Raw genomic sequence first — 21448 nt, 5'->3', positions numbered from 1 at the left:
GCCGGTGCTGCTGGTGCACGGCTTCGCCTCCGACGGGCACACCGACTGGATCACCACCGGCTGGCCCGCCGCGCTCACCGCCGCGGGCCGCGAAGTGCTCGTGCCCGATCTACCCGGCCATGGCTCCAGCCCGGCGACCGGTGGCTCGCAGGGAGCCAAGGCGATCACCGCCGAACTGTCACGGCTCGTCTCGAGTCTGTCCGAAGTGGACGTCGTGGGCTATTCGCTGGGCGCGCGGCTCGCTTGGGAACTTCCCGCACAGGCCCCGGTGCGGCGGCTGGTGCTGGCCGGGGTGAGCCCGTTCGAACCGTTCGGTGCCGTCGACGTCGTGGCCGCGATGGCCTTCGCGGAAGGCGGGAAGACCCCTGCCGACCCGCTGACCGCCATGATCGCGCACATGATCACCGCGCCGGGCCGTAATCCCGCCGCGCTGGCGCGGTGCATCGAGGACCTGCGCCAGGAGCCGTTCGCGCCCGTGGCCGGAGCCGTCACGGTGCCGACCCTGTTCGTGGCGGGCGTGGACGATCCGGTGAGCCAGGGCATCGAGACGCTGGCCGGGCTGGTCCCGGGGGCCGGTCTCGTACGGGTGCCCGGGGATCACGGCGGCGCTCTGCGGAGTCCGGAGTTCAAGGCGGCCGTGCTGGAGTTCCTCGGTTAGGGTCCGGCTGCCTGCGGTGTCGCCAAGTGTCATGAGGGGTCCCCATAGGACGAAATTTGTCCCATGGGGACCCCTCATGACACTCCCGCGGCCGGTCAGAGCGTCCCATCGGCGGCGACACCGCGGTCCAGCCAAAGGTCCTCCAGCGCGGCCCGCACCTCCGCACCGTGCTCGGAAGCCAACGCGACAGCGCCCAAGTTGTCCTCCAGTTGCTCAAGGCGGCTCACCCCGAACAGCACGTTCGCCACCGGCCCGTACGCGAGGCAGAACGCGATCGCCAGCCGGGAAGGGCTCACCCCGAACTCCCCGGCCACCTGGGCGACACGGGAGGCGGCGTCTCGGATCGCGTCGCGGATGCCGCCCGGGTCCGCGCCGATCTTCCGATCCGGCGTCTTGCCGAGCAGCACGCCGCCCTCGAACACGTCCGAAGCCTGCAAGGCCAGCCGTCCGGCCGCGAAATGCTTTCCGTAGAAGGAACCTTCGGCCATCGAGCGCCGCGCCACGCTGTACTTCAGCTGCGCGAACGCCGGCGCCGGGAGGCCTTCGCGGGCGGCGAAGTCCAGCGCCTGGTCGAGGTCCGAGGCGATCCAGTTGTTGACGCCCCAGACGTCGAAGCGGCCGAGCCGGATCTGTTCGGCCACCTCGGTGACGATCCGCGGGATGTCCGGCCGCTCGAAATAATCGCCGACTACGACCGCTTCCGCGCGGTCGACGCCGACACGGTCGAAAGACGTCGCGAGCTGCTCGGCGAAACCGGTGTTCGGGTAGTCCCAGAGCCAGAGCTTCCCGCACAGCTGGTACTCGCCGCGTGAGATCCCCGCGGCTCGGACGGCCTCTCCGAACAGGAGATCCGTGCGCGACTGTTCGGCATGCGGCCCCATGTCGTAGTGGGCCACGTCGAACAGCGTGACCCCGGCGTCGACCGCGCGCCGGATCAGGGATACCGCGTCGCCGAAGTCCATGCGGTCCCAGGTGTTCCAGGATCCCAGGCCCAGCGCCGAAGTGGCGAAGCCCAGCCGGTTCTGCTTCTCGTCCACGAGATTTCCTTTCGCTGGCAACGGAAACCAGTTTTAGTCTACGATCGTAGAATGAACAAGAGACTTGTCATGGTGACCGGTGGCGCCAGCGGCATCGGCCGTGGCGTCGCCGAAGCCTTCCAGTCCGCGGGCGATCGCGTGGTCATCGCCGACGTCGACGCCCGCGCGGCCCACGACCTGGCGCGCGAACTCGGTGCGGAGCACGTCGAACTCGACATCTCCGACCCGGGCTCGGTCGACGCGGCGCTGACGCTGGTCACCGGCCGGTTCGGCCCGGTGGAGGTCCTGGTCAACAACGCCGGTCTCGCGGGAGGTGGCGGGCCGTTGGTGGGACTGGACATCGGCGTCTTCGACCTGTGCATGCGGGTCAACTTCCGGGGCACCTTCCTGATGACCCGCGCGGTCGGCGCGCGGATGGTCGAGACGGGCACCCGCGGCGTGATCGTCAACATCACCTCCATCGGCGCCCGCCAGCCGACGCCCGGCCTCGGCCATTACGAGGCCACCAAGGCCGCGGTCGAGGCCCTCACCCGCTCGGCCGCGCTCGAACTCGCGCCGCACGGCATCCGGGTCAACGCCGTCGCACCCGGCCCGGTCCTCACCCCGATGACCGCGGGATTCGCCTCGGACACCGCCGCCCGCGCGGCGTGGGAAGCGAGGATCCCGCTGGGAACCATCGCTTCCGTCGCCGACGTGGTGCCGTCAGTCCTGTTCCTCGCCTCCGCCGACGCCGGCCATCTCACCGGGGTGAGCCTGCAGGTCGACGGCGGGCAGCTGCTCACCTGAGTACACGACGCGGCCGCCGGACACGGTGAGTTCGACACCGACGTCCGGCAGGTCCGCGAACGCGACTTCGAGCGGATTCGCCGCCAGCACGCAGAAGTCGGCGACGTGCCCCACGGTCAGGGATCCCTTCCAGCCCGCAGCGCCGTCCTGCTCCGCGGCCGCGGTCGTGTAACAGCGCAGCAGCCTGGTCATCAGCCGTTCGTCCACTTCGGACACCTCCAGCATCCGGGCGGCGGCGGCGAGATGCACCCGCCAGTCCGGGGTGACCACCGGCGCGTCACTGCTCAAGGTCAGCGGGACACCCGAGTCCAGCATCTCCGCCAAGGGCCACGCACGCGCGGCGATCCCGGCACCGAGGGCTTCGGCCAGCATTCCCCGCATCGCCTCCGCGATCGCGGGTTGCGTGGTCAGGCCGACTCCCGCCGACGCCATCCGCGCCAGCTGCTCCGTGGTCACCAGGTCGCCGTGCACCACATGGTCACCCCGGCGCAGCGTCCCGAGCGCGGCCTCGATACTGCGATCCCCGGTGGCGTGCACGGCGACGACCATCCCGGCGTCGTGGGCGAGGCGGATCATCGCGGCGAGGTTGCCCGCCCGGTCCGGATCGTCGTCGCCGTCGACGAGCAGCGCGCCGTGCGAACCGTCGGCGTAGCAATGATGCGTCCACGCGGACCGCATCGGCGGGATGCCGTCGGCGAAGATCTTCACGCCGGGCACGGCGAGCCACAAGGGATCCGCGATCGGCACCGGCGTCGCCAGTCCGCGTTCGAAGTCCGCCAGCGAACTGGCGCCGTCGAGCAGGCCGAACAGCCGCAGCACCGTCACCCGCGCACGCAGAAGTCCTTCCGCGGCCAGTGCCGCGTAGTCCACCAGCACCTCGGCTCCGAAGCAGCCCGTCTCGCCCGGGCCGAGGCCGGGTTCGGTGTAACTCGTGATGCCGAGCGACGCGCACAGGTCCCCCGCGCGCAGGATGGCGGCACGCCGCTCCGCCGTGGTGCGCACGGTCTTCTCCTGGCCGCCGGTGAAACCCGCGCCACCGATGAGCGTGTCCGGCCACCGGGCGCCGAGCCAGGTCGCGTGGAGGTGTGAATCGTTGATACCGGGCAAGACGCTCCGGCCAGCGAGGTCGATCACCTCGGTGTCCGGGCCGATGTGGTCCAAGGCGACATCGCCGAGGGCGACGATCCGGCCCTCGCGCACCGCCATCGCCCGCACGACGGTTCCCGCCGGATCGAAGGTGAGCACGGGACCGTCGCGAACCACGAGCGATGCGGGACGAATACGGTGCGACGCCATGGTTTCCTCCAGGATCTGGACTTTTTCTCCTACGACTGTAGACTAAAAAGATGGTCGACAGAACCGAAGCGGCGGTGCTCACCGAACACGGCTCCCCGCTCACCTTGCGGGAACTACCGCTGCCGGAAGAACCGGAGCCCGGTGCCGCGCTGGTCCGGATCACCTGCGCCACGTTGTGCGGCACCGATGTGCACCTCTGGTCGGGTCAGATGACCTTCCCCGGCATGCTGCCGATGGTGCTGGGACACGAAATGGTCGGCGAAGTGGTGGCCGTCGGCCCGGGCACCACCGACGCTCTCGGCCGTGAGATCGCCGAGGGTGACCGGATCGGCTGGTCCGAGTCGACGTGCGGGAAGTGTCACGGCTGCACGATCCTGCGCGAACCGGTCGCCTGCGAGAAGCGCGGGTACGGCTTCCTTCAGCGTTCGGACGTCTTCCCTTACGCCACCGGCGGTCTCGTCCGGTATTGCTACGTGACCCCGGGCGCGGCCAAGCTCCTGCTCCCGGACGACGTCAAGGACACCTGGGCCTCGATGTCCGGCTGTGCGGGCAAAACCGTGCTGCGGGCGGTCGCCCGCTCGGGCGGGATCCGTCCCGGTGCGACGGTCGTGGTCCAGGGCGCCGGCGCGCTCGGGGTGTTCGCCACGGCCGTCGCGCGGATCTCCGGCGCGGGCGAGGTGATCACCATCGGCGGACCCGCCGACCGGCTGAAGACGGCCGGCCGGTTCGGGGCCACCGCGACGATCCCGGTCGACGGCAGCGTCGAAGACCGCGTCGAACGGGTCAAGGAGCTCACCGGCGGCCGCGGCGCCGATCACGTCTTCGATTTCGCGGGCGGCCCCACCGTCGGCGAAGAGGCGGTCGCCTTCGCCGCGCAGCGCGGGACGATCGCGATCGTCGGTTCCACCGGCCCCGCGCCCTCTCCGGTGGCCTTGGGCACGGTGATGGGCAAGGAACTCACGGTCGTCGGGTCACTCAACGGCGACATCGCCGACTATCACCGCTCGGTGGACTTCTTCCGCACGTTCGCCGACCGGCTGCCCTGGGACGAACTCTTCAGCCCGCCCGTCGGTCTTTCCCAAGCATCGCGGAGCGTCAAGTCGATGTCGCGGCTCGGCGAACTCAAGGCCGTCATCGATCCCCGCCTCCCCTAGGAGTCCTCATGCCCGTCATCCCCCAGCGCCGCATCGGCCGGGACGGCCCGCTCACCGGCGTGCTCTCGCTCGGTTCCTGGCACACCTACGACCGGATGGACTTCCGCGAGGCGGTGACCCTGATCCGCACCGCGGTCGACTCCGGGATCACGCTCTTCGACGTCGGCGTCTACGGTTTCCCCGGCAGCACACCGGTTTTCACCGACGTGTTGTTCTCCGCGATGGTCCGCGCGGCCGGGCTCAAGCGCGAGGACTACCTGCTCTCGGCCAAGCTCTGGCTGGAGGGCTATCCGGAGCACAACCTCCGCGATCAGCTGGACAACGCGCTGTTCCGCGCGGGGGTCGAGCACGCCGATCTGGTGGTACTGGGCGATCTCCGGCGCGACGACACCGATCTGCACCGGCTGGTCCTGGACTTGAACGAACTCCGTGAGGCCGGGCTCATCCGGCAGTGGGGCGTGAACAACTGGTCCGCCTCCACGATCCGCGCCCTGCACGACTTCGCCGCGGCGGAGAACGTACCCGGGCCCGCCATCGCGCAACTGAAGTACAGCGTCGCACGAAGGTCCATTCCGGACGGTGAGCCGTTCAAGAAGGTGTTCGGCGAACTCGGGGTGACCCTCCAGTCGTCGGACATCTTCGAGGGCGGCATCCTGCTGGGCAAGAACAGCGGCGCCCGCCAGGTCGGCCGCGACCCCGGCGACATCCGCGAGCGCATCGCGGCCTCCGCTCCGGAACTGGCGAAGATCGCGACCGAACTGGGTGCGACACCGGCGCAGCTGTGCCTGGCCTTCACGCTCACCCATCCGGCCAACACGACCACGCTCTTCGGCGCGACCAGCACCGGGCAGCTCAAGGACAATCTCGGCGCGGTCGATCTCGTCGAGCGGGTGGGCGCGGAGAAGCTGCGCGAACTGGTCGAGCCGTACTGGGCGGACCGGGGCGTCGTCGATCCGGAGGGACCGTGACGGCCTTCGATCCAGAACTCGCCGAGGCCCTGACCGGGCTGCCCGCCGGGCCTCCGTTGAGCGCCGAATCGCTGCCGGCCGTCCGGCGGGCGATGGCCGACGGGAACCTGACCTGTGCCGAGGCGATCGGCGACCGGGATCTCGTCTGGGAAGATCACGAGGTCCCCGGTACCGACGTGGTCGTCACCGTGGTCAAGCCTCGGAATGCCCGGGACGCGCCGGGGTTCTACAACATCCACGGCGGCGGCATGGTGCTGGACGACCGGTTCGCCGACCTGCCCCGGATGGTCGCCCTGGTCGAGGAGTTCGGCTTCGTCGCGGTCACCGTGGACTACCGGCTCGCACCCGAACACCCGCATCCGGCGCCGATCGAAGACTGCTACGCGGGTTTGACCTGGATGGCCGGGAACGCCGGTGAACTCGGTTTCGACCCGGCGAAACTGATCGTCGGCGGCGGCAGCGCGGGCGGTGGGCTCAGCGCGGGGATCGCCTTGCTGGCCCGGGATCGCGGCGGTCCGGCGCTGGCCGGTCAGCTGCTGTTGTGCCCGATGATCGACAGCGCCAACGATTCGGCGTCCACAGTGGAATTCGCCGAACGCGGAGTCTGGGGGCGGGAAGCCAACGAGTTCGGCTGGCGATCGCTCCTCAATGGACAGACCTCGCCGTACGCGGTCCCGGCCACCGCGGAGGATCTCACCGGGCTGCCGCCCGCCTTCATCGAGGTCGGCGCGGCCGAGATCTTCCGTGACGAGGACGTCGACTACGCCCGCCGCCTCTGGCGCGCGGGTGTGCCCACCGAACTGCACGTATGGGCGGGCGCGTACCACGGTTTCGACCGGATCGCGCCGGACAGCGAGGTGACCCGGGCCGCGCTCGCCGCCCGGGCCTCCTGGCTGCGCCGCGTCATCGGCCGAGCATGAACCGGGCGGCCTGCTCGCCGACGAGCACCGCCGGCGCGTTGGTGTTGCCCGTGGTCACCCGCGGCAGCACCGACGCGTCGGCGATCCGGAGCCCGCCGATCCCGTGCACGGCGAGTTCCGGGTCGACCACCGAGTTCTCGTCGGTGCCCATCCGGCAGGTCCCGACCTGGTGGTGATAGGTGATCGCGGTCCGCCGGACGTACTCGCGGACCTCCGCCTCCGGCCCCGGGTACAGCTCGCGGGCACCCCAGTCGTCGGCCAGCGCGGACGCGCGGCCGATCTCCCGGCACTGCTCCACCGACGCGACCAGGCTCTCGAAATCGGCCGGATCCTCCAGCGCGGCGAGGTCGATCAGCGGCTCGTCGAGCGGACTCGGCCCGGAAAGCCGCAGGCTCCCCCGGCTGCGCGGCGTGACCATGCCCGCCATCAGCGAGAAACCGGTCTCCGGACCGGTCATCCACGATTCGTACATCGGCACGCTGAAGTGGATCGGCTGAGTGTCGGGCACCGGCAGACCGGGACGGCTGCGCCAGAACAGATGGGTCTGCGTGACCGAGCGGCCGGGGGCGGGCGGGTCGACCTGGCGACGGTCGGTGGCGAAGATGACCGGGGAGAGCAGGTGGTCGTGCAGGTTCTTCCCGACTCCCGGCAGCTCCGCGACGACGTCGATGCCGTGTACCTCCAGTTCGTCGACCGGGCCGACCCCGCTGCGCAGCAGGATCGCCGGTGACGCCAGCGCGCCGGCGGCGAGGACGACCTCGTCGGCGAAGACCTTGCGCAGTTCGCCGTCCACCTCGGCCAGCACACCGGTCACCTTGTCGCCCTCGAAGAGCAACCGGTGGACGAGCGCTCCCGTGTGGACGGTCATCCGCTCGGCGGCGGGCCGCCCGTAGGCGAGCCAGGTGTTGAGCCGTTTGCCGTCCCGGGTGGTGACCCGCTGCACCGAGACGCCGTCGAGTTCGCCGCTGTTGTAGTCCAGGTTGAACGGCAGCCCGATCTGCGTCGCCGCGTCCACAATGGACCGCTGGATCGGATGCAGCGGCTCGTTCGGCACGACGTCGAGCAGATCCTTCTCGATCCGCTCGAACACCGGGCGCACGTCGTCCCACCGCCAGCCGGGCAGTTCCCAGCCGTCGTAGTCGGCGGGGGCGCCGCGCACCCAGATCATCGCGTTGAGCGAATGCGACCCGCCGAGCACCTTCCCGCGCGGCAGGTGCAGCCGCCGGTTCGCCGCGTGCGGCTGCGGCACGGTGTAGTAGTCCCAGTCCTCCGGGCCGTGCCACAGCTCCCCGGCCCGCGACGGGTCGTGAATGGCCGGGTTGCCGTCCGGCCCGCCCGCTTCGAGCAGGGTGACCCACACCCCGGCGTCGGCCAGTCTCCTGGCGACCACCGATCCGGCCGAACCCGCTCCCACCACGATGACGTCCATGTCCCCACCCTCGCAAGGCGGACGGACGTCCGGCGGATTCGGTTCGCTGGCCGACAATCGGCGTGCCCTGGCGGGCAAGACCGGGGAGCGCGTGGCGCCCGATACTCGATCGCACACCGGTCGAGGAGGAGCTAGCCATGGCCACACGCCTGTTCATCGACGGACAGTGGACCGCCGCCGGAGGCGGATCCCTGCCGACGTACGATCCGGCCACCGGCCAGGTGATCGAGGAGGTCGGCACCGCGTCGGCCGCCGACGTCGACGCCGCCGTCGGTGCCGCCCGGAAGGCACTGGACGACCCCGCCTGGGCGGGCCTGCTCCCGGTCCAGCGGGCCGCGCTGCTGTTCAAGCTGGCGTCGCTGGTCGACGAGCACCACGAGGAACTGGCCACCCTCGAAACCCGTGACCAGGGGCAGCCGATCGGCATCTCCCGCCAGGTCAGCGTCACCGGCGCGGCCGAGCATCTGCGGTACTTCGCGGGCTGGGTGACGAAGATCCAGGGCACCACGAACCCGGTGTCCTTCCCGGACACGCTGCACTACCCCCGCCGCGAACCGGTCGGGGTCAACGCGCTGATCACGCCGTGGAACTTCCCGCTGATGATCCTGGTGTGGAAGCTCGCGCCCGCACTGGCCACCGGGAACACCGTGGTGATCAAGCCCAGCGAGGTCACGCCGCTGACCAGCATCCGGCTGGTGGAACTGGTGCACGAGGCCGGGTTCCCGCCCGGCGTGGTAAACCTGGTCACCGGCGACGGGGCGGTGGGCGCGCTCCTGAGCGGGCACCACGACGTCGACCACCTGTCCTACACCGGGTCGACCGCGGTCGGGAAGCTGATCACCGCGGCCAGCGCGGAGTCGAATCTCAAACGGCTGACCCTCGAACTCGGCGGCAAGGCGCCCAGCATCATCGCCGGTGACGCCGACATCGACGCCGCCGTCGCGGGCAACCTCGCGGGCGCGACGCTGAACAGCGGGCAGGTCTGTGCCGCGTACACCCGGTTCTTCGTGGACCGCAAACGCGAACAGGAGTTCGTCGCCAAACTGGCCGCCGGGCTCGAAGGCCTCAAGCTCGGGCCGGGGCTGGACGAGTCGACCCAGCTCGGGCCGCTCGTGTCCGCGAAGCACCGCGAGCACGTGGACTTCCTCGTCTCGACCGGTCGCGAGCAAGGCGCGGACCTGGTCACCGGCGGCCAGGCCGTCGATCGCGAGGGCTACTTCTACTCGCCGACGCTGTTCGCCGGGGTCGCCGACGACATGACGATCATGCGCGAGGAGATCTTCGGGCCGGTCCTCGCCGTCACCGCTTACGACGACCCGGACGAATTGCTGGCGCGGGCGAACGACACCGAATACGGGCTCGCGGCCACCGTGTGGACCCGCGACCTCGGTGTCGCGCACCGGTTCGCCAACGGCATCCGGGCGGGCGCGGTGTTCGTCAACATGCCGCCGATCCCCGACATGGCCGCGCCGTGGGGCGGGTACAAGGCATCGGGCTGGGGCCGCGAGATGGGACCGTGGGCGATCGACGCGTACACCGAGACCAAATCCGTCTGGCTGCACTACTCGTGACCGCGGGCGACGCGGTGAACGGGATCGCGAAGAGCAAGTCGCAGATCGCCTATCACTGGCTCAAGGCGCGGATCGACGACGGCACCTTCTCCCCCGGTTACCGCCTCGTGTTCGGGCAGATCGCGCAGGAACTCGGGGTCAGCACCGTGCCCGTACGCGAGGCGGTGCGGCGGCTGGAGGCCGAGGGGCTGGTGACCTACGAGCACAACATCGGCGCGCAGGTCGCGATGGCCGACGAGAGCGACTACCAGCACACCATGCAGACGCTCGCCCTGGTCGAGGGCTACGCCGCCGCGCTGGCGGCGCCGTCCCTGCCCGGCGCGGCACTCGAAGAGGCCAAGGGACTCAACGCGGAACTGACCGCCTGCCTGGACAATTTCGAGCCGTCGCGGTTCACCGCGCTGAACCGCGACTTCCACCGCGTCCTGTTCGGCACCTGTCCCAACCCGCAGGTGCTCGACCTGGTCAACCGCGGCTGGAACCGGCTGGCCGGGCTGCGCACGTCGACGTTCAGCTTCGTGCCCGGCCGCGCGCACGAATCCGTGCTGGAGCACCAGAAGATCCTCGACCTGTTCGACCGGAGCGCGCCGGCCGGGGAGATCGAACTGGCCGTGCGGGAGCACCGGCTGACGACGCTGGAGACCTTCCTGGCCTGGCGGTCCTCGTGAAGTACATGATGGTCGAGTTTCCTCGGCTGAGCCGAGGGAAGGGGGCCTTCACGCGCTACCGCTGTGACTGGTGGTGCCACTGAGCCCGGTGGCGATAGTGCGAACTGGCCGTGAAGGCCTCCTTGAGGGACCCTGAGTCCCTCAAGGAGGCCTTCACGGCCAGCCGCCGACGAACCTACCCCGGTAGGTACCTAAAACACCCTTGGCTCTAACCGTCATTACCACTCACGAGGGACGCCGCAATCAAGCAGGGACGGCCTCGGGCAGCGGGAAGGCGTAGAACCGCACGGAAAGTTCCTGCTCGCCCGCCGCCGGGCGCCGTCGGCGTTGGCAGTACCGCGCGATCAGCTCGCGATATTCGGCGTCCAGTTCGCGGAATTCCTCTTCGGTCAGCCGTGTCGATGTGCGCTGGGCCGTCGCCCACGGGCCGAACTCGTCGCGATGTGTCGCGGCCCAGGACAGCAGGGCGATCTCGTTCTCGTACTTCGCGTCGAGGAACGCGGCGACCCGCTCCCGCTCCTCGCCGTCGTAGTCCTCGGGCCTCGGCTCACGCAGGTCCTGCGGAAGCGAGATCCACTTCCCTTTTCGGTCACGGCGCACGAAACCGTTGTCCTGCAAGGTTTTCAGGCACGCCTCGACTTCCGCCTGCTGGAGACCGGTGGCTCGCGCCACCTGTTCTGCGGTGGCCGGGAGCACGCGCGTCACCCGCTGGTATCGAGGGTCCTCCCGCATCGCGATGTCCCGCAACGTCACCGTCCGCTGGGGTGTCGTGTCGCTCAACAGCCGCCGTGCGGCGAGTGCCAGGACGACGGCGACCGGGATCTCGACCAGGGCGGCGAGCGCGACGCTGGCCCACCGCTCGTCCGACGTCCAGCCGAGGATGACGTCGAACCACGCGTCGCAGCACAACAGCGCGGCGGTGGCCGACAGCAGCGGGACGGCCGCGCGGCGGCGGCGCATCCCGAGCCACGCACCGGCCGCGAAACAGAGCAGGAGGGCGATGTCGAATCCGACCCAGGCCGCGCGCCACTGCCCGGTGTCGTACCGGTCGGGCAGGGTGTGCGCGAGGTAGACGGTCCACGGCACGAGGCAGACCGCCGCCCCCGCGAGGAGGGCCAGGAGTATCCGTCGGATCATGATCATGAGGTTAGAAGCGGGCGGCACCGCCGACATCCGGGCTTTTCCCTGGTCCGGTCTCAGGGTCGGTCCAGCGGGCTCGTGAGTGGTAATGAGGGTTAGAACCGTCATTACCACTCACGAGACCGGAGTCTTCTAGGACTCGCGGCGCCTCGACCGGATGGTGACCGCGACCAGCGCGCCGCCGAGGATCAGCAGGAACAGACCGGGGGCGAGCAGGCCCCGGACCTCGCTGCCGGTCGAGGCCAGCGGGCCGCTGTCGGACGGCCCGCCGCCCGGCGTGGTCGCGCCCGGCTGCCCTGGGGTGGCGCTGGTCGTCACCCCTGGAACCGGGGCGGTGCTCGAGCTGCTGCTGGTCGAGGTAGTACTCGAAACAGCACTGCTGGTGGCGGTCGTAGTCGAAGATGTCTTGCTCGAAGTGGTGCTGCTCGTCGGGCTCGATGAAGTGGTCACGGTCGAACTGGTGCTCGTCGGGCTCGACGAACTGGTCGTGGTGCTGCTGCTCGTCGGGCTCGACGAAGTGGTCGTGGTGCTGCTGCTCGTCGGACTCGACGAAGTGGTCGTGGTGCTGGTCGGGCTGGTGGAACTGGGCGACGAAGACGACGAAGAGGTCGAACTGCTCGGTGTCGTGGTCGGCGTGGTCCCGCATTCGGGCAGGTCACCGTTGAACGGATAGGCGTGGAACTCCTGCCCGCCACCGCCGGTCGCCTCGGAGGTGTGCACCAGCGAACCCGTGGTGAAGAAGCGGCCGTTCATCCCGGACGCGGTGACCGTCGCGGTGCTCCCCGGCTCGCCGATCAGCACACTTCCCTGGAACTGGGCACCGCCCGCGATCTTGACCTTCGTGGCGTCCGGGAAGTTCCACAGGAGCCGTTCGCGCAGCTTGTTCAGCGGGTCCTGGTCGCCGAGGTCGCCGGTGTAGGTGTTGATCGTCCGGGCCGCGCCCACCAGGTTGACCAGGACCGTCGCCCCGGCCGGGATGCCCTGGAACTCGATTCCCTGCATACCGCCGTTGCGGGCGGTCAGGTCGAAGTCCACGGTGAACACCTGCAGCGCGGATTTCCCGTCCCCGGTGAACAGGGTGCGGTATCCCTCGTTGACCGCCGTGCCCGTCGCGGGCCGCGGGGTGGCGTTCTCCCGTGCGTAACACTGGCTCGCCACCCGGAGATCCTCACGCAGGCTCAGATAGGGCTTCGCCGCGTCGGGATCCTTTTTGAGCGTGCCGATCACCGTCCCGGTGGCGGTTCCCGCGTGCCGGACGACCCCGCCCTCGGCGAGCAGCCGCTGCTCCGCCGCGATGCTCACGTCCCCGCCGGCGGTCAGGAAGTCCGCGCCATCCGGCGGCGGGACCCGGGAACCGACCCCGGCGACACCGACGTTGTACACAGAGGACGCACCGGCTCGTTTCGCCATGTCGAAATCACCGAGGACGACGACGCGTCCTTCGGCTTCCGCCGCCGCTTCGCGTACCTGGAATTCGCCGCCGACGAAGACATTGATGCCATTGTCCCGGCCCGCGTAGTCCTGGTTGTTCACCGGCGGGTATTTGTCCGGGCAGGCGGGGCCGACACACGGCCCGAGGCCGCCCGGTAAGGGAGCGGCGACCGCTCCATCGGCGACCACCAGGGCCGCCACGCACACCGCCGCGGCGGCACCGGCAGAAATCGAGGCGAACCGCCTTGCACGCATGGGGGCGATTCTTGTGCCCACCGTAGCGCCGGACACAATCGAAATCCCGAAATACCCCCGACCGGGCGAGGCGGGTAACCCACCCCGATCGTGGTCGTCCAGCGTTGTCCAGAGAAGGAAATTCCTGGTGGAACGCGGAAACCCTAGAGTCGGTCCGGTGCAGACCGAAGTGGACAGGCGCGTCGGTTCGGTGGAAGTGCTCGCGGGCCTTCTCGTTGTCGTTCTGCTCGCCCGGGGCCCGCTCGACGCCGTCCTCGGGACACCGATCGTGCAGACCTGGACCACGGTCTTCGTTTCCGTCGTGCTCCAGGCCGTTCCGTTCCTCGTCTTCGGCGTGACCCTTTCCGCCGCGATCGCGGTTTTCGTTCCGAGGGAATTCTTCGCGAAGGCGCTTCCGAAACATCCCGCCCTCGCGGTCCCGGCGGCCGCGGCGACCGGAATGGTGCTGCCGGGCTGCGAATGCGGTTCGGTCCCGGTCGCCGGTGCCCTGGTGCGCAAGGGGATCACGCCTGCCGCGGCGCTGGCGTTCCTGCTCGCCGCCCCGGCCCTCAACCCGGTCGTGCTGGCCGCCACGGCGATCGCCTTCCCGGATCGGCCGTCGATGGTCTTCGCCAGGGCGGCGGCTGGCCTCGCCGCCTCGGTCGTCATGGGCTGGCTCTGGCTCGGCCTCGGCCGCACCGAATGGATCAAGCTGCCCGACCACTCCCCCGGCGGCCCGCGGTGGCGGGCGTTCACCGGCGCGGCGGGGCACGATCTGGTACACGCGGGCGGGTTCCTCGTCGTCGGCGCCCTGGCGGCCGCCACGCTCAACGTCCTGATCCCCGGCCGCTGGCTCCAGGCGGTCGCGGACGACCCGGTCCTCAGCGTCCTCGCGCTCGCCGTGCTGGCGGTCCTGCTGTCGATCTGCTCCGAGGCGGACGCCTTCGTGGCGGCGTCGCTGACCCAGTTCTCCCTCACCGCCCGCCTGGCGTTCCTGGTGGTCGGGCCGATGGTCGACCTGAAACTGTTCGCCATGCAGGCCGGCACCTTCGGCAGGCGGTTCGCCGTCCGGTTCGCCCCGGCCACGTTCGTCGTCGCGCTCGGCTGCGCGGCCGTCACCGGCACGGTGCTCTGGTGAACCGCACCGCGGCGACCGTCGTCCTGCTCCTGCTGGGCGTGGCCGTGGTCAAGGTCTGCCTGACCGGCCACTACCTGCGTTACGTCAAGGAAGGATTGTGGCCGTTCCTGCTCGCGTCCGGCGTCCTCGTGCTGGTGCTGGCGGCCACGAACCGCCACCGGCATCCGAAGGTGGCCTGGCTGCTGCCGCTCCCGGTGCTGGCACTGCTGCTGGTCGCCCCGCCACCCCTCGGCAGTTACGCGGCGGGCAACGCGGGCACGGCGCTGACCCGGTCCGACGAGTACCCGCCGCTGCCCGACGGCGACCCGGTGAAGGTGACCATCCTGGACTACGCCTCGCGCGCGGTGTTCGACGAGGGCCGCTCCCTCGGTGCGCGACGAGTGGTGCTCACGGGTTTCACCGCCACCGGCCCAGACGGCGCGGCTCTGCTGGTCCGGATGATCCTGACCTGCTGCGCCGCCGACGGGCGGCCGGTGAAGGTCGTCCTGGACGGCCGCGTCCCGGCCGAACCCGACACCTGGATCGAGGTCACCGGCACCTTCCGACCGGGTTCCGTGGTGGACGCCGTCAACGGCGAACGTATCCCGTACCTGAAGGTCGAAGCCGTCACGCCGGTGGCCGCGCCCGAACGTCCCTATGAATAGGTCTAGGTCCAGCTCCACTGGATGCCGTACTGGCCGGGCAGCGGGTCGAGGGTGATGAACTGGAACGTGCTGGTGTCGCGGTCGAAAGTCGCCTCGCAGCGCTCCTCGGGTGGCTGGGTGCCGCGCGGCCGGAAGACCCCGGCGCACCACTCCGGCACCCGCCCCGGATCGAAGGTGACCTGCACCGCGACATCGCGCGCCGGCCGGTAGAGCGCGATCTGCACTTGCCTCTTGGCCTGTCCCGGCGGGAACCGCACCCCGAATTCCACGACGGCGAGTTCTCCCGCGGCCAGTGTGCGGTCGAGGGCGAATTCGAAGACGCACGTCGACGACGGGACGTCCGCGCGGAACCGCGCCGGACGGCAGCCTTCGGTGAACAGCACCACGGGCGGCCGCGTGATACTGGTACACCGGTTCACGAACACGAAGCGCGAGGTGCCGTCGTGATCGGCGCGGATCAGCCGCCGGACCCGGATCGATTCCTGATGTCCGTCACCGTCGACGCGGTAGGAAAGGAATTGCGAGAGCCGGTGCGGGGTGTCCAGCTCGTCCGGGGTCACCGCCATTTTGGCCAGTGCGCGCGCCACCTCCTCGGGCCGCCGCCAAACCTGGTCGTAGGGCAGGGCCGCGCCGCCACGAAGGGTCCAGCGGCCGCGGGGCCGCCGGGGACCGAGCAATCCGGTCAGGGTTTCCGGCCGCTGGCCGAGAATGGTTTCCAGCGCGGTGAGCGCGGCGAGTGAACTGGCCCGTTCCGGCCGGTTCTCACCATTCTGCCAATAACTCAGCGCGCTGACGCTCACCGGCGTCTCCTGGTCGCGCAATCGGCGGCTGATCTCGTTGAGACTCAGCCCGCTGCGTTCGATCGCGGCGCGCAGGGCGGCGCCGAATTCCGCCGGAGCGAGACTCGTCATGAAGGCGCAGCGTACCGTCCGGAACGCCCGACTTTCGTCGGTGAACCGGGCGCCGTTCAGAGTTATCCAGCGTCCCTCGCGACTTTTCGTTGACCGTCCTCCGGCCGTGATTAGGGTCGAAATCGAATTCGGAATCGCACCTCCTCCCGTCAATGACCGAAGAGGATTCCCCATGCGCTCAACGACAAGACGATGGCGCCGCCGGACGCTCGCCGTCGCGACCTCCACCCTGGCGGCCGGGGCCTTCCTGGTCGCCGCACACCCCCAGGCGGGCGGGACCCCGCCGCCCGCCGTACCCACGCTGGCCGACGAAGTCCCGCAACTGACCGAAACGGGCGTCACCGCCGGTCCCGCCTCGGTGTCCGGTGGCGGCACCTCCACCGTGGCCGCGTCCGCCCGGTCGGTCTGCGCCCCCGGCGCACAGTGGCTCCGCGTGCGGTTCACCGAACTTTCCTTACGCGGCAACGATTCGGTGACGTTGACCGGTAGCAGGGCCGGTTCGTTCACGCTCACCGCGCGGCATTGGCCCGGCAAGGCGTTCCACACCCGCGCCTTCGAAGGCGACTGTGTCCGGGTTTCGGCCGCCCTCGCCGATCCCGCCAGCCGCTTCGTCATCGACGCCTACCAGGCGGGCGACCGGCCGCTCGCCGCGGCGACCACGACCGTCGCCGCGGTCGGCGACGTCTGCGGATCTTCGTGCAACCAGACCGCGCCGCTGGTCAAGAACATGAACCCGCAGGCGCTGATCCTGGCCGGGGACAACGCCTACAGCTCCGGCACCCTGACCGAGTACAAGAACAACTACGACCCGAACTACGGCCAGTTCAAGGCGATCACCTACCCGACGCCCGGCAACCACGAATACAACACCTCGGGCGCCTCGGGGTACTTCGACTACTTCGGCACGCGGGCCGGTGAACGCGGCAAGGGCTATTACAGCTTCGACGTCGGTGACTGGCATTTCGTCGCGCTCAACTCCAACATCACCCGCACCGCCGGATCGGCGCAGGTGACCTGGCTGAAGAACGATCTGGCGGCGAGCACCAAACCCTGTACGGCCGCGTTCTTCCATCACCCGCGGTTCAGCCGCGGCACCCACGGCGACGACTCGTCGGTGACCCCGTTCTTCCAGACGCTCTACGACGCGAAAGCGGACCTGGTCATCGTCGGCCACGACCACAACTACCAGCGGTACGCGCCGTCGCGGCCGGACGGCACCCGCGACGACGTGAACGGCGTCCGTGAGGTACTGATCGGCACCGGCGGCCGGGGTTACTACAACTTCGACCAGTCTTCGGCCGCCGTGCAGGAAGCGGGTAACACCAACACCTTCGGCGTCGGCAAGCTGACGCTGACCGCGACCGACTACCGCAGTGACTTCGTGCCCGTGTCGGGCCGCACCTTCACCGACACCGCGACGGGGAAATGCAAGAAGGCCGTCTCCTCCCCCGGTTTCTCGGTCGGCGCCGACCCGGTGTCGGTCTCGGTGAAACCGGGCGGGACGGCGTCGGTGACGGTGACCGTCGGCAGCACGGGCGGTTTCTCCTCGGCCACCGCGCTTTCGGTGTCGGGCCTGCCTTCGGGCGTGGCCGGGACGCTCTCCCCGTCGACGGTCACGCCGCCCGCCAACGGCAGTGTGACGGCAACGCTGGCCCTGTCCGCGTCGGAGGCCGCGTCCGGTACGGCGACCGCCACGATCACCGGGTCCTCGGGTTCGGTCACCCACACCGCGGCTCTCTCGGTGAGTGTGGGCGCGGCGGGGGGTGAAGCCTTCGCCGACGACTTCGAGACCGACAAGGGCTGGCGGCTCGACGCGGCCGGATCCGACACCGCCACCGCGGGCCGGTGGGAACGTGGCGATCCTGAGCAGACCACCTCGACCTACAGCAACCAGGTCAAACAGCGCGGCGACACCACCAGCGGCGCGAACTGCCTGGTCACCGGGCGGCTGGCTGGGTCGGAGTACGGCGTCAACGACCTCGACGGAGGCGTCTCGTCGATGACCTCCCCGCTGTTCACCGTGCCCGCGGGCGGGAAGCTGACCTTCTCCTACACCTTCGCGCACGGCGACAACGCGACCTCCGCCGACTACCTGCGGATCCGCGTACTCGACGGCACCACGCCGGCGACGGTGTTCGAGAAGACCGGCTCCGCGACCGAGGTCGCGGGCGTCTGGCAGACCGCGACGGCCGATCTGTCGTCGTTCGCCGGGCGCGGTGTCCGGCTGCTGGTCGAAGCCGCCGACGCGAGCACCGCGTCGCTGTGGGAAGCCGCGGTCGACGACATCCGCGTCGCCGGTTAGCCCGGAAGGCCTGACATGTATCTCTCCACCGTCCGTTCCACCGACCCCGCCCGGCCCGCGAGCCGGGCGGGGTCGGTGCCCGCCACCGTGGTCGCCCTGGGCGTGGTCAGCCTGATCACGGACCTGTCCGCCGAGATGGTCACGGCCGTGCTTCCCCTGTACCTCGTCTACGGGCTCGGCGTCGGTTACCTGCAGCTCGGGGCGATCGACGGGCTCTACACCGGCGCGACGGCGCTGTTGCGGCTGGCGGGCGGCTACTTCGCCGACCGTCTCGGCAGGCCGAAGGCGGTCGCCCTGGTGGGCTACGGCGTGTCGGCGGCGACGAAACTCGCGTTCCCGGCGGCCGGGTCCTCGCTCGGCGCGATCGGCCTGGTGATCGGGGCCGATCGCGCGGGCAAGGGCATCCGGACCGCGCCGCGGGACGCGATGATCCCCCTCGCCACCCCCGCCGCCGGTCTCGGCCGCTCGTTCGGCGTGCACCGCGCGATGGACACCGCGGGCGCGCTGCTCGGCCCGCTCGTCGCGTTCGGCCTGCTGACCGTGCTCGCCGGCGACTATCCGGCGGTGTTCGGGGTGAGCTTCTGCCTGGCCGTGATCGCGGTGATCGTGCTGGCGGTGTTCGTGCGCGCCCCCGCCGGGGCCGTCGAGCGATCGCGGGTGCGGCTGCGGGCGGGATTCGCCCTCGTGCGGCGGCCCGGGCTGCGCGGAACCTGCCTGGCCGCGGCCCTTCTCGGTGTCTGCACCGTCGGCGACATGTTCCTCTTCGTGGGCGTGCAGCGGTCCGCCGGGCTGCCGCCGGGCGCGCTTCCCCTGCTGCCCTTGGCGACGGCGCTGGCGTTCATGGCGCTCGCGTCGCCGATCGGACGGCTCGCCGACCGCGTCGGACGCTGGAAGGTGTTCCTCGCGGGCCACGTCGTCCTCCTCGCCGCCTATGCCGTCCTGGCGGTCTCCGTGAGCGGATGGCCGGTCGCGGCGGTCGTCCTGGCGGCGCACGGCGTTTTCTACGCGTGCACCGACGGAGTCCTGATGGCGCACGCGTCACCGCTGGTGCCGGAGTCCTTGCGCGCCACCGGCCTCGCTTTCGTCCAAACAGGACAGTCGGTGGCCAGGGCGGCGGGCGCGGTACTGTTCGGCGCGCTGGCGGCCGGGACGGCGTTGCGGCCCGCGTTCGCGGTCTTCGCCGTCGTGCTGCTGGTGTCGGTGCTGGCCGGAACGAGGGTGAAATGATCGCGGGGCGGACACTGGCGGGTATCGCGGCGGTCGTGGTCACGGTGGTGGCCGGGGCGGTCTTCGTCGGGCTGCGTACCGGCGACGCGGTGGCGGAACAGCGGCTGGACCTCGCCCACGGCGGCCTGCTGTACGTGGACGACGCGGGCCGGGTGCGGCAGGACGACCACGTCGGCCCCTCCTGTCAGCGGGTCGACGTCGCCGCGGGTGTGCTGGCGTGCCTGCGTGCCACGGCGGTACCCGACCAGGCCGAACTGGTGGTCACGAAACCGGGGGCCGAACCGCGGCGGATCTCCGAATGGGGCCTGCCGTCGCGGGTCCGGCTCTCGCCGTCCGGCCGTCTCGTGGGATGGACGGTGTTCCGCTCCGGTGACTCCTATCTCGGCGGGGTGGGCACGTTCTCCACCACGGCCGGAATCTTCGACCTGGACACCGGCAGTCACTACGGCTCCCTGGAGGATTTCGCCCTCATCATGGACGGAAAGCCTTACCCCGCCAAGGATCTGAACTACTGGGGAGTGACCTTCGCCAGGGACGACCTGACGTTCTACGCCACCGTCAGGTCGGCGGGCGGTACCTGGCTGGTGCGGGGCGATCTGCGCGCCCGCACGCTGACCACGTTGCGGCGCAACGTCGAATGCCCGTCGCTGTCACCGGACGGCACCCGCGTCGCCTACAAGTTCCGCGACGGCGACCGCTGGCGGCTGCACGTGCTCTCGCTCGCGGACGACCGGGACGTCCCGCTCGCCGACCCCGCCCATCTCGACGACCAGCCGCAGTGGCTGGACGACAGGACTGTCGCCTACGGCCGGGACAAGGCGATCTACGCGGTACCGGCCGACGGGACCGGCACGCCCACGCTCCTCCGCGCGGCCGCCTCGTCCCCGGCGGTGGTGCGGTGATCCCGCGCGACTGCACACCGCTCGGCCTGGCGCTGGCGGTGCTGGCGGCCGTCGCGATCGTGGTCCTGCCCGGACAGGACCCCGCCCCCGCCGCTCCCGCCGTCCCGTCGCTCACCGACGTCTGGCCGGGGGCGCGGATCACCGAGCATGCGGTCTCCGGAGCGCCTTACACGCCGTTGGCGTACCTCGATCCCGGCATCTCCGCCGGGGTCACGCGGGCGAGCGACTCGATCCGGCTGACGGTGGGAGATCGCGTGCTCCGCGAGGTCCCGCCGTCGGGTTCACCCCGGTTCGCCGTCGCCACCGCGCCGGACGCGCTGGTGTGGCTCGAACTGTCCGACATCACCGGCACCGGCTCACTGTGGCGCGCCGGGCCACGCGGCGAGAACCCCGTCCTCGTCACCGCCGACACCGGGCGGGTCGTGCTCCTGGACTCCCAGTACGACCTCGTCGTGCACGACGAGCAGGCCGGCTGGGCGGCCACGCGGGGCGACGCCACCGAGATGCGGACGGTGGCGTTGTCCGGCGGACCGGTGACCGTCACGCCGCTGCCCGGCGATTTCGCGCTGACCGCGTGGCCGTTCGCGACGTCGGCGGCGGTCGAGCAGGCCGGGCCTTCGGAACTCGTGGACGTCCGCGACGGCCGGGTCACGAGGGTCGGCGGGCAGAGCGCCGAACTGGTCGACTGCACGCCGTCCTGGTGCCGGGTCCAGGTCCTGCGCCAGAGCGGGACCGCGCGCTTCGACCTGATGCGGCCCGACGGCTCCGAGCGCAGGCGGGTCGGCGGCAAGGGGATCCGGCCGGCGTTCGGCGACGTCGTCGTGCTCGACCGGTTCGCCGTCGTGGTCGACGACGACCGCGGCGCGCTCGTCCTGTACGACACCGCCACCGGGCGGGCGGCGGACCTGGCGGCGGAGTTCGGCACCGTGCTGGCGCGGGGGCCGTTCGTCTGGTGGTCGGCGGGCGGGAACGAGGCGCTGACCTGGCGGGTACTGGACCTGCGCACGCTTGAGGCATCTGCTTGACTGCTGC

Annotated in this window: 19 protein-coding genes; 13 read left to right on the top strand and 6 right to left on the bottom strand. The window is 70.5% G+C overall.

Features of this window, described 5'->3' with window-relative positions:
* Nucleotides 1–4 precede the first annotated feature (4 nt).
* Nucleotides 5–658 (top strand): alpha/beta fold hydrolase, encoded by a 654-nt coding sequence (locus SD37_RS18355; RefSeq protein WP_052675053.1) that lies wholly within the window; start codon nt 5–7, stop codon nt 656–658.
* Nucleotides 659–753: 95 nt separating this feature from the next.
* On the opposite strand, the gene SD37_RS18350 is transcribed toward SD37_RS18355, so the two are convergent.
* Nucleotides 754–1695: an aldo/keto reductase gene (locus SD37_RS18350; protein WP_044853056.1), complete on the bottom strand. Its 942-nt coding sequence runs from the start codon at nt 1693–1695 to the stop codon at nt 754–756.
* A 69-nt stretch (nt 1696–1764) separates the two neighbouring features.
* Between SD37_RS18350 and SD37_RS18345 the strand changes: the two genes are divergently transcribed.
* A complete protein-coding gene (locus tag SD37_RS18345) occupies nt 1765–2481 on the top strand; it encodes an SDR family NAD(P)-dependent oxidoreductase (RefSeq protein WP_044853055.1) in 717 nt (238 codons plus the stop codon).
* Here SD37_RS18345 and SD37_RS18340 read toward each other — a convergent pair.
* On the bottom strand, nt 2398–3777 hold the full coding sequence (locus SD37_RS18340; RefSeq protein WP_174567842.1) for an amidohydrolase: 1380 nt from the start codon (nt 3775–3777) through the stop codon (nt 2398–2400). The two genes, SD37_RS18345 and SD37_RS18340, sit on opposite strands and share 84 nt — an antisense overlap.
* A gap of 50 nt (nt 3778–3827) precedes the next feature.
* Between SD37_RS18340 and SD37_RS18335 the strand changes: the two genes are divergently transcribed.
* Genes SD37_RS18335 through SD37_RS18325 form a run of 3 tightly spaced genes read left to right on the top strand, consistent with a single transcriptional unit; the run spans nt 3828 to nt 6819 of the window.
* Nucleotides 3828–4931, top strand: coding sequence for a zinc-binding dehydrogenase (locus SD37_RS18335; RefSeq protein WP_044853054.1), 1104 nt, complete (start codon nt 3828–3830; stop codon nt 4929–4931).
* Nucleotides 4932–4939: 8 nt separating this feature from the next.
* Entirely contained in the window at nt 4940–5899 is a 960-nt protein-coding gene (locus SD37_RS18330) for an aldo/keto reductase (protein WP_044853053.1), read from the top strand.
* A complete protein-coding gene (locus SD37_RS18325; protein WP_044853052.1) occupies nt 5896–6819 on the top strand; it encodes an alpha/beta hydrolase in 924 nt (307 codons plus the stop codon). Before SD37_RS18330 ends, SD37_RS18325 begins: the two co-directional genes overlap by 4 nt.
* On the opposite strand, the gene SD37_RS18320 is transcribed toward SD37_RS18325, so the two are convergent.
* Complete coding sequence (locus SD37_RS18320) at nt 6803–8248, bottom strand: GMC family oxidoreductase (protein WP_044853051.1); 1446 nt, start codon at nt 8246–8248, stop codon at nt 6803–6805. The two genes, SD37_RS18325 and SD37_RS18320, sit on opposite strands and share 17 nt — an antisense overlap.
* Nucleotides 8249–8385: 137 nt before the next feature.
* On the opposite strand from SD37_RS18320, the gene SD37_RS18315 reads away from it, so the two are divergent.
* Entirely contained in the window at nt 8386–9819 is a 1434-nt protein-coding gene (locus tag SD37_RS18315) for an aldehyde dehydrogenase family protein (RefSeq protein ID WP_065912875.1), read from the top strand.
* Complete coding sequence (locus SD37_RS18310; RefSeq protein ID WP_044853049.1) at nt 9816–10487, top strand: GntR family transcriptional regulator; 672 nt, start codon at nt 9816–9818, stop codon at nt 10485–10487. The genes SD37_RS18315 and SD37_RS18310 overlap by 4 nt, the downstream gene beginning before the upstream one ends.
* A 243-nt stretch (nt 10488–10730) precedes the next feature.
* On the opposite strand, the gene SD37_RS18305 is transcribed toward SD37_RS18310, so the two are convergent.
* A complete protein-coding gene (locus SD37_RS18305) occupies nt 10731–11624 on the bottom strand; it encodes a helix-turn-helix domain-containing protein (protein WP_236725406.1) in 894 nt (297 codons plus the stop codon).
* Between the two features lie 135 nt (nt 11625–11759).
* Complete coding sequence (locus SD37_RS18300; RefSeq protein ID WP_044853048.1) at nt 11760–13313, bottom strand: choice-of-anchor A family protein; 1554 nt, start codon at nt 13311–13313, stop codon at nt 11760–11762.
* Between the two features lie 157 nt (nt 13314–13470).
* Between SD37_RS18300 and SD37_RS18295 the strand changes: the two genes are divergently transcribed.
* Both SD37_RS18295 and SD37_RS18290 read left to right on the top strand, forming a co-directional pair.
* A complete protein-coding gene (locus SD37_RS18295; protein ID WP_145926663.1) occupies nt 13471–14430 on the top strand; it encodes a permease in 960 nt (319 codons plus the stop codon).
* Nucleotides 14427–15074 carry a TIGR03943 family putative permease subunit gene (locus SD37_RS18290; RefSeq protein WP_044853047.1) on the top strand — a complete coding sequence of 216 codons (648 nt, stop codon included), beginning with the start codon at nt 14427–14429 and terminating at the stop codon, nt 15072–15074. Before SD37_RS18295 ends, SD37_RS18290 begins: the two co-directional genes overlap by 4 nt.
* A gap of 2 nt (nt 15075–15076) precedes the next feature.
* Here SD37_RS18290 and SD37_RS18285 read toward each other — a convergent pair whose 3' ends face one another.
* The gene (locus SD37_RS18285; protein WP_065912874.1) at nt 15077–15985 is read right to left on the bottom strand and encodes a helix-turn-helix domain-containing protein; all 909 of its coding nucleotides are present in this window, start codon (nt 15983–15985) and stop codon (nt 15077–15079) included.
* 172 nt (nt 15986–16157) lie between these two features.
* Here SD37_RS18285 and SD37_RS18280 point away from each other — a divergent pair, with 172 nt between their 5' ends.
* Genes SD37_RS18280 through SD37_RS18265 form a run of 4 tightly spaced genes read left to right on the top strand, consistent with a single transcriptional unit; the run spans nt 16158 to nt 21441 of the window.
* Nucleotides 16158–18287 (top strand): metallophosphoesterase, encoded by a 2130-nt coding sequence (locus tag SD37_RS18280; RefSeq protein ID WP_044853045.1) that lies wholly within the window; start codon nt 16158–16160, stop codon nt 18285–18287.
* A 15-nt stretch (nt 18288–18302) separates the two neighbouring features.
* Nucleotides 18303–19514 carry an MFS transporter gene (locus tag SD37_RS18275; protein WP_065912873.1) on the top strand — a complete coding sequence of 404 codons (1212 nt, stop codon included), beginning with the start codon at nt 18303–18305 and terminating at the stop codon, nt 19512–19514.
* Nucleotides 19511–20416: a TolB family protein gene (locus tag SD37_RS18270; RefSeq protein ID WP_044853043.1), complete on the top strand. Its 906-nt coding sequence runs from the start codon at nt 19511–19513 to the stop codon at nt 20414–20416. Before SD37_RS18275 ends, SD37_RS18270 begins: the two co-directional genes overlap by 4 nt.
* Nucleotides 20413–21441 (top strand): hypothetical protein, encoded by a 1029-nt coding sequence (locus tag SD37_RS18265; protein WP_044853042.1) that lies wholly within the window; start codon nt 20413–20415, stop codon nt 21439–21441. Before SD37_RS18270 ends, SD37_RS18265 begins: the two co-directional genes overlap by 4 nt.
* Nucleotides 21442–21448: the final 7 nt, after the last annotated feature.

It is taken from the genome of Amycolatopsis orientalis, from assembly GCF_000943515.2.
Classification (GTDB): Bacteria; Actinomycetota; Actinomycetes; order Mycobacteriales; family Pseudonocardiaceae; genus Amycolatopsis; species Amycolatopsis orientalis.
This window is presented reverse-complemented; position numbering and strand designations above follow the sequence as displayed.

Excerpts from the sequence above, each read along its gene's own strand:
- SD37_RS18285 (WP_065912874.1), bottom strand. The coding sequence starts at position 15,985 with ATGACGAGTCTCGCTCCGGCGGAATTCGGCGCCGCCCTGCGCGCCGCG.
- SD37_RS18320 (WP_044853051.1), bottom strand. The coding sequence starts at position 8,248 with ATGGACGTCATCGTGGTGGGAGCGGGTTCGGCCGGATCGGTGGTCGCC.
- SD37_RS18340 (WP_174567842.1), bottom strand. The coding sequence starts at position 3,777 with ATGGCGTCGCACCGTATTCGTCCCGCATCGCTCGTGGTTCGCGACGGT.
- SD37_RS18280 (WP_044853045.1), top strand. The coding sequence starts at position 16,158 with ATGCGCTCAACGACAAGACGATGGCGCCGCCGGACGCTCGCCGTCGCG.
- SD37_RS18330 (WP_044853053.1), top strand. The coding sequence starts at position 4,940 with ATGCCCGTCATCCCCCAGCGCCGCATCGGCCGGGACGGCCCGCTCACC.
- SD37_RS18305 (WP_236725406.1), bottom strand. The coding sequence starts at position 11,624 with ATGATCCGACGGATACTCCTGGCCCTCCTCGCGGGGGCGGCGGTCTGC.
- SD37_RS18345 (WP_044853055.1), top strand. The coding sequence starts at position 1,765 with ATGGTGACCGGTGGCGCCAGCGGCATCGGCCGTGGCGTCGCCGAAGCC.
- SD37_RS18335 (WP_044853054.1), top strand. The coding sequence starts at position 3,828 with ATGGTCGACAGAACCGAAGCGGCGGTGCTCACCGAACACGGCTCCCCG.
- SD37_RS18315 (WP_065912875.1), top strand. The coding sequence starts at position 8,386 with ATGGCCACACGCCTGTTCATCGACGGACAGTGGACCGCCGCCGGAGGC.
- SD37_RS18270 (WP_044853043.1), top strand. The coding sequence starts at position 19,511 with ATGATCGCGGGGCGGACACTGGCGGGTATCGCGGCGGTCGTGGTCACG.
- SD37_RS18275 (WP_065912873.1), top strand. The coding sequence starts at position 18,303 with ATGTATCTCTCCACCGTCCGTTCCACCGACCCCGCCCGGCCCGCGAGC.
- SD37_RS18300 (WP_044853048.1), bottom strand. The coding sequence starts at position 13,313 with ATGCGTGCAAGGCGGTTCGCCTCGATTTCTGCCGGTGCCGCCGCGGCG.